Origin of the sequence: Rugamonas fusca (assembly GCF_014042365.1) — a bacterium.
Lineage (GTDB): Bacteria > Pseudomonadota > Gammaproteobacteria > Burkholderiales > Burkholderiaceae_D > Rugamonas > Rugamonas fusca.
This window is the reverse complement of sequence record NZ_JACEZS010000002.1, coordinates 136,890-151,748: the sequence shown is the minus strand read 5'-3', so window position 1 is coordinate 151,748 and position 14,859 is coordinate 136,890. Positions and strand designations below refer to the sequence as shown.

Below are 14,859 nucleotides of genomic sequence, written 5' to 3'. Positions count from 1 at the left end.
ATCCACGCGGACCCTATGATGATGAAAGCAATGAAACGAAATGCGATGTCGCAGGCCGCCGGCGCGGCCTTGCTGCTGGCCGGTGCCATGCCGGCGGGCGCGGAACCGCTGCCGGCCGACCTGGGCGCGTCGGCCGCTTCGGCCGCGCCCGCCGCCCCGGCTTATTACGCGACGGTCCAACTGGGCCGGAACAACCTGAACCGCTGGCCGGCGCGGGTGGACTTTGGCGGCGTTGGCGTCGACGGTGAACTGGGCCTGGAGCGCGGCCTGCATGGCGGCGTGGCCGCCGGCCGCCAGACCGAACACGCCCGCTTCGAGCTGGAGTACCAGTACGGCCGCTTCGATATCCGCCGGATGACGCTGGGGCCGGTGTCGGAAGCGGGCAGCGCGGCTGGCCACTACCAAGCGCTGACGGTCAACGCCTACCGCACGGCGGCATGGACCGAAACGCTGGGCGGTTATGCCGGCGTGGGGCTGGGCTGGGGCGCGGCCACGCTGCCGTCACTGCAAATGAGCAATGGCTGTAACTGCTTCGCCGGCACCGACCATGGCGGCTGGCTGTACCAGGCCCGCCTGGGGCTCGACTATCGCCTCGCGCCGGCGCACGAGCTGTTCGCGCAGTACACGTGGTTGCGCATGCCTGGCGGCACCGGCGGCGACGGACCGACGGTCAGTTACGAGCGGCGCCAGGTGGGCGCGTGGAGCGTGGGCTACCGCTACCATTTCTAGCAGAGGGTCGATGCGCCGGCGCGGTAGGGCGCCGGCGCGTTCGATTAGCCCTTTCGCCCCGGGTCGCGCGCGCCAGTGCGTTGTTATTCAACTACTTTGTATTACTATCGAAGGCAAAGGTGCTAACCTTGCCGTGGTTGGCAATTGATGCGCCGGTGCGGTAGGGCGCCGGCGCAGCCGACCTTGTCCCGGCTGGCCACTCAATGCCAGGCCAGCGTCCCCACCAGTCCCGGCGGCAGCGCCAGCGGCGCCGTGCGACAGGCCAGCGCCGGTGCGTGGCCCCATTCCGTCAGTTCCTGTCCCGCGCACTTCAGGCTCGCCTCGCGCGCCGTCCACGCCTGCGCCAGCGCGCGCGCGCGCGTCACCGGCGGCGTGGCCGCCAGCGCCTGCGCCACCGCCGGGCCCAGGTAATCGCGCGCCAGCGCGGCCCAGTCTGCAATCTCTTGCGGCGCCATCACATCGATGCCGACCGGGCCATCGAGGCTGATGGCCACCAGTGTCCATCCCGTCTCATGGCTGATCGAGCAGCAGGGGGCGGCGGCCAGCCCGCCATCCAGCACGACGCGCTGCGGCTGGCCGGGTGTGGCGGGCAGGACGATGCGTTCCCCGGCGATCGAGAGCAAGCCCGCCAGCACGTCTCGCAGGGCGCGGCGGGCCAGTTGGCGCGCTTGCGGGCGCGTGCAGCCCGCCGTCGCCAGTGCGATCACGCAGCGCCCGTCGATGGGCACGGGCAGGGGACCGGGCCAGGGCTGGACCGGGAAGGCGTCAGCGGCGGCATGCATGGCCGATTCCCGCTGTCGCTCAGGCGCGCGCGGGCGCGGCCGGGCAACCGGCCCAGCGGCTGCCGGCCGGGATATGCTCGCCCTTCATCACGAGGGTGAGTGGACCGAGGTGGGCGTCGTCGGCCACCGTGGCGCTGTACAGCACGGCGCTGCGCGGCCCCAGGTAGACGCGCGCGCCGATGTCGACGTGGTCGATCTTCATCACGCGGTCTTCGAACAGGTGGGTTTGCGGGCAGGTCAGCGCATTGAGTTCGCTGTACTCGCCGATGTGCACGCAATCGAATTCCGTGATGTCGGTGGTGTCCAGGTAGACGCCGCGCCCGATCCGGCTGCCCAGCAGGTTGAACGCCAGCGGCAGCCACGGCGTGCCGCGCAAATAGCGCATGAAGTTGGGCACGGCGATGCCTTCGTACATATTGGTCACGCCTTCGGACAGCCACACGAACGGGGTCCACATGGGTTCGGACTGCTTGCGGTAGCGGCCCAGCAGCAGCCACTTGAAGATCACCACGAAGAAGTAATTGCCGATGCCGTAGGCCAGGCCGGCCAGGGTCAGGTCCCATGTCACTTCGCCCCAGCGGCCGGCGCCGGCCACCGGCATCACCGACAGCACCAGCGTGTAGCCGACGGCGATCACCAGCGCGTGCGGCGCGACGATGCGGAACGCTTCAATCAGGCCGCGCCCGAGCCGGCGCAGTGGCGACGGGTGGAAGGTCAGCCATTCCGGGTAGCCGCTGGTGGTCTCGCGCGCGGGCAGGTTGATGGGCGGGGAACCGAGCCAGGTGTCGCCGCTCTTCATCTGCGCGTTGTCGGGGGCGCGCGAGTGCACGCCGATCAGCACGTGCTCGGGCAGCACGGTGCCGTCCGGGATGTAGGCGCCGTTGCCGACGAAGCTGCGGTGCGAGACGACGGTCGGCTGCATGGTCATCCAGCCGCCGTCGATTTCCTCGTCGCCCAGCATCACGGCGTCGGCGATGAAGGTCTCGTCGCCCAGCGTGAGCATGTCGGGCACCACGCCCAGCGCGGTGGAGATTTCCGCGTCGCGCCCCACCTTGGCGCCCAGCAGGCGATACCAGAATGGCGCGTAGATGGTGGCGTAGATCCCGTGCAGCACGTTCAGGCTCGATTCCTGGATCTGGCTGACCAGCCACTTGGCGCAGTAGGTGTTGCCGTGGATGGCGAAGCGCCCCGGCCTGAGGCGCGGCAGCACGCTCCAGCGAATGCCGGCCGACAGCAGCGCCGTCAGCACGATCAGCACCGTGCTGGCGGGGAAGGCCAGCAGGAAGTAGCGCAGCAGCTGGATGCGCACGTCGTCGCCCTGCACCCAGGGCAGCCAGCCCGCCTCGTCGAACCAGTCGATCAGCACGAAGCTGGGGAACACGGGCATGAAGAACAGCGTGACGATGAGCAGGATGCCGAACACGAAGAACGCGCCTTCGCCCATCTGGCGCGCCCGGCTCACGGCGGGGCGCGGCGGCAGGCGGCCGGCGTCGTGCGGTCCGGCGTCGCGCGCGGGCGAGCCGCTCCACACGCGCCCGGCCGGCACGCGCATGCCGTCGGCCAGCGCCGACTGGCCTTCCAGGTGGCCGGCGGCGCCGATATGGGTGTTCCCTTCCAGGATGGCGAACGAACCGACGCAGGCCTCGTCGTCGAGGCGTATCACGCCCAGCCGCAGCCGGCCCCGTTCCACGCGCGCGTTTTCCATGTTGACGGCGTTGCCGATGCTGACGTTGTCGCCGATGGACAGCAAATCGGCCGCGCGCAACGTGAACGAGCCGATGATGACGTCCTTGCCGATGCGCGCGCCGAGCGCCCGCAGCCACCATGCGTTGAGCGAGGAGCCGCTCAGCAGGTAGGCCGGCGCCGCCTCCACCAGCCGGTCGGCCAGCCACCAGCGGTAGTAGGTCAGGCCCCACAGCGGATAGTCGCCGGCCTTGAGCCGGCCCGCGATCAGCCATTTGCCGGCGATGGCGATGGCAAATTCCATCACCGTGGCCAGCAGGAACACGCCGGCCGAGGCGGCGATGGCGCGCGTCACCGAGTCGCCCGGGTCGCCCGTGAAGAAGTGGTAAGTGAAGAACGGCGCCAGCCACTGCGCCATGCGCAGCGCCACCAGGCCCGGCATGGCGGCCGCCTGGGCCAGGCCGCAGGTCCAGCGCCTGAGCGCGGACGGCGGTGTCCATGGCGCCTCGGCCGCCACGGCGGCCGGTGCGTCGGCCAGCACGGCGGCGATCTTGCCCACCTGGCGTTGCTGGTAGATGTCGCGCACGGTCACGTGGGCGTAGCGGGGATCGGCGCGCAGGGCCGAGGCCAGCCGCGCGGCGAAGAACGAGTGGCCGCCCAGGTCGGCGAAGAAGTCGGCCTGGCGCAAAATCGGCTGGCCGGGGAACAGCGCGGCCAGCGCCGCGAACAGGGCCGCTTCGGCTGGCGTCTCGGGCAGGTCGGAATCGGCGCTGTCGCCGGCGGCCGGCGCGCGCAATGGCATGGCCTTGAGCGCCTTGCGGTCGATCTTGCCGGAGGTCAGGCGCGGCATGGCCGGCAGCAGTTCGTAGCGGCCCGGCACCATGTAGGGCGGCAGCACGGCGGCCAGCGCCTGGCGCAACGTGCGGCCTTCGAGCGCGGCGCCCGCTTCGGGCACCAGGTAGGCCACCAGTTGGTCGATGCCGTCCTCCTTGCGCAGCAGGACGGCGGCCGTGCCCACGCCCGGCTGCTGGGCCAGCAGCGCTTCGATCTCGCCCAGTTCGACGCGGAAGCCGCGGATCTTGACCTGGTCGTCGGCCCGGCCCAGGCACAGCACTTCGCCATCGTCGGCGATGCGGGCCAGGTCGCCCGTGCGGTACAGGCGATCGTCGTGCGCGCCCGCGCTCCACGGATTGGGCAGGAATTTTTCGGCCGTCAGGTCGGGCCGGCCCAGGTAGCCGGCGGCCAGACCAGGGCCGATGATGCACAGCTCACCCGTCTCGCCGCGCGGCAGCAGGCGCAGGGGCGCGTTGGCGTCGGCCGCCGCTTCGGCGTCGATCACCAGCAGGCCGTAGTTGGGCAGCGGCGTGCCGATGGTGACGGGGCGGCCCGGCGCGAGCGCGGCCAGGCTGGCCGATACGGTCGCTTCCGTGGGGCCGTAGGTGTTGAACATCTGGCGCCCGGCGCGCGACCAGCGCGTGACCAGCGATTCCGGGCACATCTCGCCGCCCAGGTTGATGATGCGCAGCGTAGGCACTTCCTGGTTGAACAAGGCCAGCAGGGTGGGCACGGCGTGCAGCACGGTCACGCCGTTGTCGGCCAGCAGTTGGGGCAGGGCGTCCGGGTCGGCGCTCACTTCGCGCGGGCCGAGGAACAGCGTGGCGCCCACCAGGTAGGCGATCCAGATTTCCTCGAACGACATGTCGAACGCCACCGAGAAGCCCTGGTAGACGGTATCGTCGGCGCGCACGCCCAGCACCGCGTTCTCGCTGCGCAGGAAGTGGCAGATGCTGCGTTGGGTGATCAGGATGCCTTTCGGCTTGCCGGTGGAGCCGGAGGTGTAGATTACGTAGGCCGGCGCGTCCGGTGAGACGGCGCCGCGCCGGGCCAGCGGCTCGCCTGGCGCGGGCGGGGCCAGCATGGCTTCGGCCGTCCAGACGGGGCGGCCCAGCTGGGCCAGCCGGGGCGCGAAGCTGGCGCTGGTGAGCACGCCGGCCGCGTTCGCATCGTCCAGGCACACTTGCAGGCGCTCGACGGGCGTGTCCTCGTCCACCGGCAGCCAGGCCGCGCCGGCCTTGGCGATGCCGGCCTGCATGACGAGCAGCTCGACGCCGCGCGCCAGCCACAAGCCCACGATCTGGCCCGGCCCCACGCCGGCCGCGATCAGGCGGGCCGCCACCAGGTCGGCCTGGGCGTCCAGCTCGCCGTAGCTGAGGCGACGGGTGCCGCACACCAGGGCCGTGTGCTGCGGTGCGCGGGCCGCGCTCGCTTCGAGCAGGTCGGCCAGGATTTCCTCGCGCAACAACTCGTCCTGACGGGGACCGTACAGGATGTCGGGATGCAGTTGCGTGAGGGGCTGTGGGGTCAAATCATTCATGCGGTGCTTTTCGGTATCGAGTGCCGTCCGCATACAGACTGTGCGGAAGGGCTGTCATTGTACGGCAAGCGCCGCCCGCACCATAGGGAAAGCGGGGGGCAGCGTATGCTTTTCTTAATTTTTTTAATTACAACTTTTAAAGATGGATCGTAAATCTTTGATAAGGATCATATTTTTTTGCTCACGGCCTCATTAGACTGGCGCCTTTGTTCGCCCCGGCCCCTGCGGCCTTCCCTCAAAAACACCCCCTGGAACTGAACGAGATGCGCAACCGCCCCTACGTGACCGACATCGAATACATTTTGCAACCCCATGAGACCGTCGTCTCCAAGACCGATCTGCGGGGCAATATCACCTATGTCAACCAGGACTTCATCAACATCAGCGGTTATTCCGAGCAGGAATTGATGGGAGCACCGCAAAACATCGTGCGCCACCCGGACATGCCGCCCGCCGCGTTCGAGGATTTCTGGCGCACGCTCAAGAGCGGCAAGGCGTGGAGCGGACTGGTGAAGAACCGCTGCAAGAACGGTGATTTTTACTGGGTGGACGTGAGCGCGGCGCCGCTGTTCGAACGGGGACAGGTGGTGGGCTATACGTCGATCCGCATCCGCCCCGACCGCGCGGCCGTGGCGGCGGCCGACGCGGCCTACCGGGCGCTGGCGGCCAGCGACGGCAAGCTGGCCGTGCGCGAGGGCGCCGTCGTCCAGCGCACCCGCCACGGCATGCGTGACTGGATCGCCGGACTGTCGATCCGGCACGGCATGCTGGGCGCCAGCTTGCTGCTGGTGGCGCTGTTCGCGCTGACGGCCATGGGCGGCCCGGCCGTGGCCGGCGCCAGCGCGGCGGCCGGCGCCGTCCTGACCATGGGGGGCGGCTGGCTCACCTACCGGCGCGCCGTGGAACCGCTGGCGGGCATGCGGCGCGACCTGGAACGCATGAGCACGGGCGACTTGAGCGGCCGGCTCGACGCGCACGGCGCGGCCGAAGTCAGCCAGGTGCGGCAATCGTTGCGGGTGTTGCAGGTCAACCTCAAGCTGCTGGTGGGGCAGATCAAGGAAGTGACGGGGATCGTCAACCGGGGCGCGCATACCATGGCGGCGGGCAACGCCGACCTGTCGCAGCGCACGGTGGCCCAGGCCAGCTCCTTGCAGCAGACGGCCGCGTCCATCGCCCAGCTCACCAGCGCCGTGCAGCACAACGCGGCCGAGGCGCAGCACGCGGCCCGGCTGGCGGTGGAAAGTTCGGGCATCGCCGCACGTGGCGGACAGGCGGTGGGGCAGGTGGTGCAGACCATGGGCTCGATCCGCGACAGCTCGCGCCGCATCGCCGACATCATCGGCGTGATCGACAGCATCGCGTTCCAGACCAATATCCTGGCCTTGAACGCCGCGGTGGAGGCGGCCCGCGCCGGCGAGCAGGGGCGCGGCTTCGCGGTGGTGGCGTCGGAAGTGCGCAGCCTGGCCCAGCGTTCGGCCGGTGCGGCGCAGGAAATCGCCAAGCTGATCGGTGACGCCGTGGCGCAGGTGGAGGCGGGCGCGGCGCTGGTCGATCAGGCCGGGCAAACCATGGGCGAGATCGTGGCGGCGGTGGACCAGGCCACCGGCATCATGGGCGAGATCAAGCGCGCCAGCGGCGAGCAGAGCGAAGGTATCGAACAGGTGCGCGGCGCCATCGCCGAGATGGATAGCGTGACGCGCCAGGATGCGGCGCTGGTGGAGCAGGCGGCCGAATCGGCGTCCAGCATGCAGCAGCAGGCGCGCAAGCTGGAGGAACTGGTGGCCAGTTTCACGCTGGTGTCGGGCACGGGCGTGCGCGCGGGACGGGCTTGACGGGGATTTTGTGGGCGGCAGGTGTGCGCGGCTGAATCGGCTCGCGTGATCTGGAACCCTGTTGCCAGTAGGGAAAATGTGACATCATGTCTAGTGTGGACGCGTCTTGTTGCTCGCGTTCGCCTATGGATGTCCATCGCGCCCAGGTGCGTTGCGACTCTTATCGGAATTCAATGAAAAGAGGTTTGCGATGAAAACTGTACATGCCACCGTCCGGCAATACGACGCGCGGACGATACGCCTGCACTGGCTGACAGCGGGCCTCGTCATCGCCTTGTGGTGCCTTGGTGAAACGATCGACTGGTTCCCGCGCGGCACGGCGCGGGTGTTTGCGCGCAGTGTGCACATCAGCCTGGGCGCGTTGCTGGGGTTCGTGGTGCTGGTGCGCATCTGGTGGCGGACGACGGCTGGCGAAAAATTGCCGGGCGTAGGCAGCGACGCGATGCAAATCCTGGCCAAGGTGGTCCATCTCGCTTTGTATGCGTGCGTGCTGGCGGCCGTGGTGCTGGGCGTAGCCAACGTGTGGGTGCGCGGCGACAATCTATTCAACCTGGTCAAGGTGGCCGCCTTCGATCCCGGCAACAAGGCCTTGCGCCACACGGTCGAGGAATACCACGAGTTTGCCGCCAACCTGTTGCTGGTGCTGGCGGGACTGCATGCGGTGGCCGGACTGGTGCATCAGTACGTGTTCAAGGATGGCGTGCTGGCGCGCATGATGCCGGGGCTGGAACGCCGTTGAGCCGAAGCAATAAGGCGGTGTCAGGTCTGTCATTCGGACAGCCGTCGCGTTCCTTTGAGTTTTCTCATGACGTGTTGTTTCAACATGGGGAGTGGGCGCTGCTACCACGTGTGGCCTGTACTCTCATTGATTGAACTCAAGGGTAGTACCCCTGTGTCCAAATGACAGACCTGACACCAGGCAGTTTGACACCAAGCAGTTCGTTTGCGCTACAGCCAGATCGCGATGGCGGAATACGCGGTCAGCAACATCATTGCGGCGCAGAAGGTGATGCGCCACGCCGGCTGGCCGAGGAAACGCCGCAGCAGCGCGCCGGCGCCGGCCCAGACCGAGATGCAGGGCAGGTTGATACCGCAGAACACCAGGCAGTACACCGCCACCGCCAGCCACGTCGGCAGGATATGCGGCAGGAAGGCCGAGCCGCCCGTGATCGCCATCACCCAGGCTTTTGGATTCAGGAACTGGAACGCCGCCGCGCCCATGAAACTGAGCGGCTTGTTCGCTTGCTCCGCCTGGCGGTCGAAGCGCATGTTCCGCATCTGCCACGCGAGGTACAGCAGATAGGCCGAACCGGCGACGCGCAGCGCCGTCTGCGCCGACGGCACCGCCATCACCAGCGCGCCAATGCCCGCCGCGCATATTCCCAGCAGCACCCCGAATCCCACCGTGATGCCCAGCATGTGCGGAATCGAGCGACGGAAGCCAAACCAGATGCCCGATGAGGTGAGCATGATGTTGTTCGGCCCCGGCGTGATGGAGGAAACGAAGGCGAAGGTCGCCAGCGGTGTGAAAGTGATCAGTGCGTCCACAAAAGCTCCTGGTGATGAACTGCCATGCTAGATCATCTGACCAGTACAGTACCTATACAGTTGCTCAGTCAGTTTGCATACCTGTACTGGTCTTTGGGCCGATACAGGTCAGAACCGCCACTTGCTTGCGGGGCAGAAACGCAACAGGTGCCGTCCAGCATAGGTTGTCGCATATATTTGCATTGCAGGCAACTCTTGGTTAAAGTTCTGCCGGCATTGTTACTGCCGATCGCTATCCATTTTTTGAAAGAAATTTGAATGTCCCGACGAGTAGTTCGCCTGGGGGGCGTCCTCGCCTTGCTTGGCGCTGTGTTGGCAGGCGCCACATCCGCGCTCGCCGCGCCGGAGGAGGTCAAGGTCTATACGGATGACATTGCCGAGCAGGGCGAGCATGCCCTCGAATGGCAGAGCACCTTCGCCCGATCGCCCAAGCGTGAAAACCCCGAATGCACGACGGTCAATACAATGGCCGAATACGCCTATGGCTGGCGTGATGATCTCGAACTCGGCGTTCAACTTCCCCTTGCCCGTCGGGCTGGCGAGTGGCGCGCGACGGGGCTGTTCGCCGAAGCGCAGTACATCGCCCCACACGATGCCGACGCTGGCGCCTACTGGGGCGTGCGCGCGGAAGCCGGTGTTGCCGCGCCCATCGACGAGGACAAGACCTGGCATGCGCAGCTGGTGGGTATATTCGGCTGGCGTAGCGGATCACTGAACCTGGCGCTCAATCCGGGCTTCGATATTCCCTTGACCGGCGATGCGCGCGATGTCCTGTTTGAGCCCGCAGCCGGTGTGACCTGGCACATCGACAAACGTCACGCGCTGGGCCTGGAGTATTTTGTTGAGGCGGGGCCTTTGAAAAAGCTCCTGCCGAGAAACCAGCGCAGCGAGCTGCTCTTCCTCACCGCGGACACCAGGATCGATGAGGTTGGCCTGCATGTCGGCGTAGGGAAAGCCATGACGGATGGTGCCAGCCGCCGGGTCTTCAAGTTTATCGCCGAGTTTCCTCTGTAAGTCCACTGTCGTGGAACGGTGCAGGTCCGGCATCGGCGGGGCCGGTAAGTAAGTGAGAACCTTGGCATAGCCGGTCGGGCTATAGTTGCATTATGATAAATATGTCACTGTTGATCCAGCCAGCGAGATGGCCTGGCAAGGGGTGATCGCGCGCGCGTCAGGCGCCCACCAGATGCTGCGCCTCGATGCATCGAACGAGGCGCAGCAGGCAGCCGTATCACGACGGCTTGCTATGCCGCCCGCGCCAGCAGCGCCGCCGCATCGCCGGCTGCCACGCGGCCCTCATCGGTCGGCACTACCCAGATTTCCACGCTGCTGTCGTCCGCATGGATGGCCATGATCTGGCTGCCGTCGGCCGCCTTGTTGCGGCCCGCGTCGATGCGCACGCCCAGGTACAGCAGCTGTTCGCACGCGGCCAGCCGCAGCGCGGCGTCGTGTTCGCCGATGCCGCCCGTGAAGGCCAGCAGGTCGAGCCCGCCCAGGCAGGCCGTCAGCGCGCCGCATTCGCGCACCAGCCGGTGCGTGAACAGGTCGATGGCCACGCGGGCCTCGGGTTGGTCGCTGGCGCGCAGCGTGCGCATGTCGGCCGACAGGCCCGATACGCCCAGCAGGCCGGACTGGCGGTACAGCAGCTTTTCGATGCGCTCCACATCCCAGCCCTGGCGCATCAGGTGCAGCAGCACGCCGGGATCGAGCGCGCCGCAGCGGCTGCCCATCATCAACCCGTCGAGCGCGGAGAAACCCATGCTGGTGGCCACGCTCACCCCGCTGCGCATGGCGCACACGCTGGCGCCGTTGCCCAGGTGGGCCATCAGCACCTTGCGGCCGGCGCGGCCGCTGCGTTCGGCCAGCCGCGCCGCCAGGTAGCGGTACGACAGGCCGTGGAAACCGTAACGGCGGATGCCGTCGCGGTGCATGGCTTGCGGCAGGGCGAAGCGCTGCTCCAGCGGGTCCATCGTGGTGTGGAACGAGGTGTCGAAGCAGCCCACTTGCGGCAGATCGGGGAAGGCGCGCATGAACAGCTCCACGCCCTCCAGGTTGTGCGGCTGGTGCAGCGGCGCCAGTGGTTCGAGCGTGCGCAGGTAGGCCATGGCCGCGTCGTCCAGGATGACGGATTCGGCATAGCGTTCGCCGCCGTGGACGATGCGGTGCGCCACGGCCATCAGCCGGGCCGGTGCCGCGTAGCGCGCCAACAGGGCGCGCATGGCGTCGAGTGCGCGCTCGAAACTGTCGCCGGGGCCGGGCGCCAGCGCTTCGCTCAGCTTGACGCCGTCGTCCGTGCAGAAGGCCACGCACGGCTGGCCGTCCGGTTCCAGGCCGGCGATGGTGCCCGTCAGCAGGGCCGCGCCCGTGCTGTCCCCGCGGAAGGGGTATAGCGCGAACTTGATCGAGGAGGAGCCGACGTTGACGGCGATGATGGCGTGCTGTCCGTTGTTCATGGCCGTTCCTTGCGGTAGCGGTGGGCCAGCAGCAGCGCCAGCGCGGCCGAGGCCACGCGGGCGTCAGCCGCGTCGGCGCGGCTGGTGAGGGCGATCGGCAGCGCCGCGCCCAGCACCACGCCGCAGGTGGCGGCGCCGGCCAGGTATTCGAGCTGCTTGGCCAGCATGTTGCCCGCTTCCAGATCAGGCGCGATCAGGATGTCGGCGTGGCCGGCCACGGGCGAGGTGATGCCCTTGATGCGGGCCGCCTGCGGCGAAATGGCGTTGTCGAAGGCCAGCGGGCCATCGAGCACGCCGCCCGTGATCTGGCGCCGCTCGGCCATCTTGCACAGGGCGGCCGCGTCCAGCGTGGAGGCGATTTTGGGCGTGACTGTCTCCACGGCCGACAGGATGGCCACTTTCGGTTCGGGCGTGCCCAGCGCGTGCGCCAGGTCGATGGCGTTCTGCACGATGTCGGCTTTTTCCATCAGCGTGGGCTGGATGTTGAGGGCGGCGTCGGTGATCAAGAGCACCTTGTCGTACATGGGCACTTCGAGCCGGAACACGTGCGAGAAGCGGCGCTTGGTGCGCAGCGCCGGCTGGGCCAGTACGGCTTGCATCATCTCGTCCGTGTGCAGGCTGCCCTTCATCAGCATTTCCACGTCGCCGGCGGCGGCCAGGGTGGCGGCCTTTTCGGCCGCCGCGTGGCTGTGGGGGACGTCGATGATCTCGATGCCGTCCAGCGATTCGCGCGCCTCGTCGGCCACGGCGCGCAGGCGCGCGGCCGGCGCGATCAGGACCGGCACGATCAGCTTGCGGCGGGCCGCGTCCAGCGCGCCCTTGAGCGACTCGGCGTCGCACGGGTGGATCACGGCGCAGCGCACCGGCTCCAGCGCGGCCACGCTGGCCAGCAGCACGCCGAAGCGGTCGCTGGGATCGACCAGGCGCAGCAGCGGCAACTGGGCGCGCGGGCGGCGCACCTTCTCGACCGGGGCGATCACGGTGGCCACGCCGGCCAGCACCAGCGCGCCGGTCTGGTTCTTCACTTCGCAGTTGAGCGTGACGTGGTGGTTGGTGTCTTCCTTGGTCAGCACGGTGGCCGTGATGCGCAGCGTGTCGCCGATGCGCACTGGCTTCAGGAAGCGCAGCGACTGCTCCAGGTAGATGGTGCCGGGGCCGGGCAGGGCGGTGCCCAGCAGCTTGGAGATCAGGGCCGCGCCCCACATGCCGTGCGCGATCACGCCATGGAACAGGGTGGCGTCGGCGTAGTCGGTGTCCAGGTGGGCCGGGTTGACGTCGCCCGAGACGGCGGCGAAGGCGGCGATGTCGTCGGCCGTCAGGGTGCGGGTCTGGCGCGCGCTCTGGCCCACCTGCAGCTCGGCGTAGGTGACGTTCTCGATAATATCGGGCAGGTCGTCGTGGATATGGTCGTTCATGTCGGTGGCTCGTTGTGGGTTATCGGGTAAGTGGGGCGCTACGCTTTCAGTTGACGATATGATAACCGCCATCCACATAAATGGTCTGGCCGGTCATGCCGGAGGCGGCGTCGCCGGCCAGGAAGGCGGCCAGCCGGCCCACTTCGTCCAGCGTGACGAGGCGGCGCAGCGGCGATCGTTCGACGGCGCGCCGCATCAGGCCATCGAAGTCTTCGAGCCCGGAGGCGGCGCGGGTCGGGATCGGGCCGGGCGAGACGGCGTGCACGCGCAAGCCTTGCGGGCCCAGTTCGGCCGCCAGGTAACGCACCAGCGATTCCAGCGCCGCTTTCACGGGGCCCATCACGCCGTAGTGCGGAACGGCTTCGTCGGCGCCCAGGTAGCTCATGGTCAACAGGCTGCCGCCGCTGGCCATGTGCGGCTCGCACAGGCGCGCCAGGCGGGCGAACGAGTGGCACGAGATGTTCATGGCGCGCAGGAAGCCTTCGGCCGAGCTGTCGGCCACGCGCCCGCGCAAGTCCGCCAGTGGGGCCCAGGCGATCGAGTGGATCACGAAATCGAGTCCGCCCAGTTGAGCCACGGCTTGCTGGACCAGGTTTTCCAGCGCACCGTCCTGCTCTACGTCGCATACGAGCAGCGGCGCGTCCAGCGCGCCGGCCACGGGCCCGGCATAGCTGACGGCCTTGTCGTTCAGGCACGACAGCACGAGCTTTGCGCCCAGCGCGTGCGCGGCGCGCGCGCAGCCGGCGGCGATGCTGTGTTCATTGGCCAGGCCGACGATCAGGCCGCGCTTGCCGGCCAGCGAGAAGGGGGAGGTGGCGCCAGGATTTGCGTTCGGGTTCATGGTGGCTAGCTCGATGGTTGGTGGAGGGGGAGTTCAGCCGAACTGGCGGGTGAAGCGCAGCGTGCATGCCACGCCCACGGCCAGGCCCAGGCCCAGGATGCCCGCGATCATGGGCCACAGGCTGAGCAAGCCGGCGCCCTTGAGCAGGATGCCGTAGCTGGCGTTGATGAAATAGTACAGCGGCGAGGCGTACATCAGCGCCCGCATCACGGCCGGCATGGCTTCGGGCGGGGTCCAGGCGCCGGACAGGAACATCATCGGCGCCAGGATCAGGATCACCATCATGCCCGCCTGCGCCATGTTGCGCGTGACGGTGGCAATCAGGATGCCGATGCCGGCCAGCGTGCAGATGTAGGCCGTGCACACGGCCAGGAACAGCAGCAGGCTGCCTTGCACGGGCACGCCGAACACGGGGATCAACAGGCCGAACAGGCCGAGCGCCGTACCGCACAGGATCACGGCCACCATGGCCAGGATCTTGGGCAGCATGATCTGCAAGGGGCCCAGCGGCGATACCAGCAATTGTTCAATGGTCCCGCGCTCCTTCTCGCGCACCATGGCCGCCGCCGGCAGCAGCATGGAGAACAGGGTGATCACGTTGAGCAGTTCGGAGATGCCCATGAACCAGGCGTCGTTCTGGTTCGGGTTGAACCACACGCGCACGCGGTTGTCGATCAGCGGGCCGTCCAGCGTGGCGCCGTTCGGATTCAGGCCGAGGCGGGCGGCGGCCGATTCCAGGCCGAAGCGGGCCACGATCTGGGCCGCGTCCACGGAAGTGAGGAAGCCTTGCACGGAATTGGACGCATCGATCTGCATCTGCACGGAGGCCGGTTCGCCGCGTGCCAGCGATGCGCCGAAGCCGGGCGGCACGTCCAGCAGGGCCATGGCTTCGCCTTTGTCGAGCAGCGCCTGGCCGGTGCTGGCGTGGCCGGCGCTGCCGATCTGGCGGAACTCGGGCGCCAGGAAGCGGCCGGCCAGCTCGCGCGAGGCGGCGCTGCGGTCCATGTCCAGCACGGCCAGCGCCGCGTTATTCAGTTGCAGGGTGACGCCGGCGGCGGCGTTGTAGATGTCGGCCGAGAAGGCGTAGACGACGAACAGCAGCAGCAACGGGTCGCGCATCAGCTGCACCAGCTCCTTCCACGTCATCACGCGCAGGCGGCGCCACCAAACAGTATCAGGCCAGAGTCTTATCATCATCGTCA

Annotated in this window: 11 protein-coding genes; 4 read left to right on the top strand and 7 right to left on the bottom strand. The window is 68.0% G+C overall.

Annotated elements, in window-relative coordinates; genetic code table 11:
- Positions 1-30 precede the first annotated feature (30 nt).
- Positions 31-729, top strand: a complete 699-nt coding sequence (locus H3H36_RS03975) for an outer membrane protein (RefSeq protein ID WP_182214320.1) — start codon at positions 31-33, stop codon at positions 727-729.
- A 200-nt stretch (positions 730-929) separates the two neighbouring features.
- On the opposite strand, the gene H3H36_RS03970 is transcribed toward H3H36_RS03975, so the two are convergent.
- Together H3H36_RS03970 and H3H36_RS03965 are read right to left on the bottom strand one after the other, a co-directional pair.
- Positions 930-1,511: a 4'-phosphopantetheinyl transferase family protein gene (locus H3H36_RS03970; RefSeq protein ID WP_182214318.1), complete on the bottom strand. Its 582-nt coding sequence runs from the start codon at positions 1,509-1,511 to the stop codon at positions 930-932.
- 19 nt (positions 1,512-1,530) lie between these two features.
- Positions 1,531-5,568, bottom strand: coding sequence for a Pls/PosA family non-ribosomal peptide synthetase (locus tag H3H36_RS03965; RefSeq protein ID WP_182214316.1), 4,038 nt, complete (start codon positions 5,566-5,568; stop codon positions 1,531-1,533).
- Positions 5,569-5,831: 263 nt separating this feature from the next.
- Here H3H36_RS03965 and H3H36_RS03960 point away from each other — a divergent pair, with 263 nt between their 5' ends.
- On the top strand, positions 5,832-7,400 hold the full coding sequence (locus H3H36_RS03960; protein WP_182214314.1) for a methyl-accepting chemotaxis protein: 1,569 nt from the start codon (positions 5,832-5,834) through the stop codon (positions 7,398-7,400).
- A 190-nt stretch (positions 7,401-7,590) separates the two neighbouring features.
- Positions 7,591-8,139, top strand: a complete 549-nt coding sequence (locus H3H36_RS03955) for a cytochrome b (protein WP_182214312.1) — start codon at positions 7,591-7,593, stop codon at positions 8,137-8,139.
- Positions 8,140-8,348: 209 nt separating this feature from the next.
- On the opposite strand, the gene H3H36_RS03950 is transcribed toward H3H36_RS03955, so the two are convergent.
- Positions 8,349-8,939 carry a LysE family translocator gene (locus tag H3H36_RS03950; protein WP_229219742.1) on the bottom strand — a complete coding sequence of 197 codons (591 nt, stop codon included), beginning with the start codon at positions 8,937-8,939 and terminating at the stop codon, positions 8,349-8,351.
- A 267-nt stretch (positions 8,940-9,206) separates the two neighbouring features.
- Between H3H36_RS03950 and H3H36_RS03945 the strand changes: the two genes are divergently transcribed.
- Positions 9,207-9,962, top strand: a complete 756-nt coding sequence (locus tag H3H36_RS03945; RefSeq protein WP_182214308.1) for a hypothetical protein — start codon at positions 9,207-9,209, stop codon at positions 9,960-9,962.
- 230 nt (positions 9,963-10,192) lie between these two features.
- On the opposite strand, the gene H3H36_RS03940 is transcribed toward H3H36_RS03945, so the two are convergent.
- Genes H3H36_RS03940 through H3H36_RS03925 form a run of 4 tightly spaced genes read right to left on the bottom strand, consistent with a single transcriptional unit; the run spans position 10,193 to position 14,854 of the window.
- Positions 10,193-11,401 (bottom strand): acetate/propionate family kinase, encoded by a 1,209-nt coding sequence (locus H3H36_RS03940; protein ID WP_182214306.1) that lies wholly within the window; start codon positions 11,399-11,401, stop codon positions 10,193-10,195.
- The gene (locus H3H36_RS03935) at positions 11,398-12,816 is read right to left on the bottom strand and encodes a bifunctional enoyl-CoA hydratase/phosphate acetyltransferase (RefSeq protein WP_182214304.1); all 1,419 of its coding nucleotides are present in this window, start codon (positions 12,814-12,816) and stop codon (positions 11,398-11,400) included. The genes H3H36_RS03940 and H3H36_RS03935 overlap by 4 nt, the downstream gene beginning before the upstream one ends.
- A gap of 46 nt (positions 12,817-12,862) precedes the next feature.
- Positions 12,863-13,657, bottom strand: coding sequence for an enoyl-ACP reductase FabI (gene fabI / locus H3H36_RS03930; protein ID WP_182214301.1), 795 nt, complete (start codon positions 13,655-13,657; stop codon positions 12,863-12,865).
- A 33-nt stretch (positions 13,658-13,690) separates the two neighbouring features.
- Complete coding sequence (locus H3H36_RS03925; protein WP_182214299.1) at positions 13,691-14,854, bottom strand: ABC transporter permease; 1,164 nt, start codon at positions 14,852-14,854, stop codon at positions 13,691-13,693.
- Between the last annotated feature and the right edge of the window lie 5 nt (positions 14,855-14,859).

Bases quoted from the DNA above. Each gene is read 5' to 3' on its own strand.
- H3H36_RS03925 (WP_182214299.1), bottom strand. From the start codon at position 14,854: ATGATGATAAGACTCTGGCCTGATACTGTTTGGTGGCGCCGCCTGCGC.
- H3H36_RS03945 (WP_182214308.1), top strand. From the start codon at position 9,207: ATGTCCCGACGAGTAGTTCGCCTGGGGGGCGTCCTCGCCTTGCTTGGC.
- H3H36_RS03935 (WP_182214304.1), bottom strand. From the start codon at position 12,816: ATGAACGACCATATCCACGACGACCTGCCCGATATTATCGAGAACGTC.
- H3H36_RS03960 (WP_182214314.1), top strand. From the start codon at position 5,832: ATGCGCAACCGCCCCTACGTGACCGACATCGAATACATTTTGCAACCC.
- H3H36_RS03965 (WP_182214316.1), bottom strand. From the start codon at position 5,568: ATGAATGATTTGACCCCACAGCCCCTCACGCAACTGCATCCCGACATC.
- H3H36_RS03955 (WP_182214312.1), top strand. From the start codon at position 7,591: ATGAAAACTGTACATGCCACCGTCCGGCAATACGACGCGCGGACGATA.
- H3H36_RS03975 (WP_182214320.1), top strand. From the start codon at position 31: ATGAAACGAAATGCGATGTCGCAGGCCGCCGGCGCGGCCTTGCTGCTG.
- H3H36_RS03940 (WP_182214306.1), bottom strand. From the start codon at position 11,401: ATGAACAACGGACAGCACGCCATCATCGCCGTCAACGTCGGCTCCTCC.
- fabI (WP_182214301.1), bottom strand. From the start codon at position 13,657: ATGAACCCGAACGCAAATCCTGGCGCCACCTCCCCCTTCTCGCTGGCC.
- H3H36_RS03970 (WP_182214318.1), bottom strand. From the start codon at position 1,511: ATGCATGCCGCCGCTGACGCCTTCCCGGTCCAGCCCTGGCCCGGTCCC.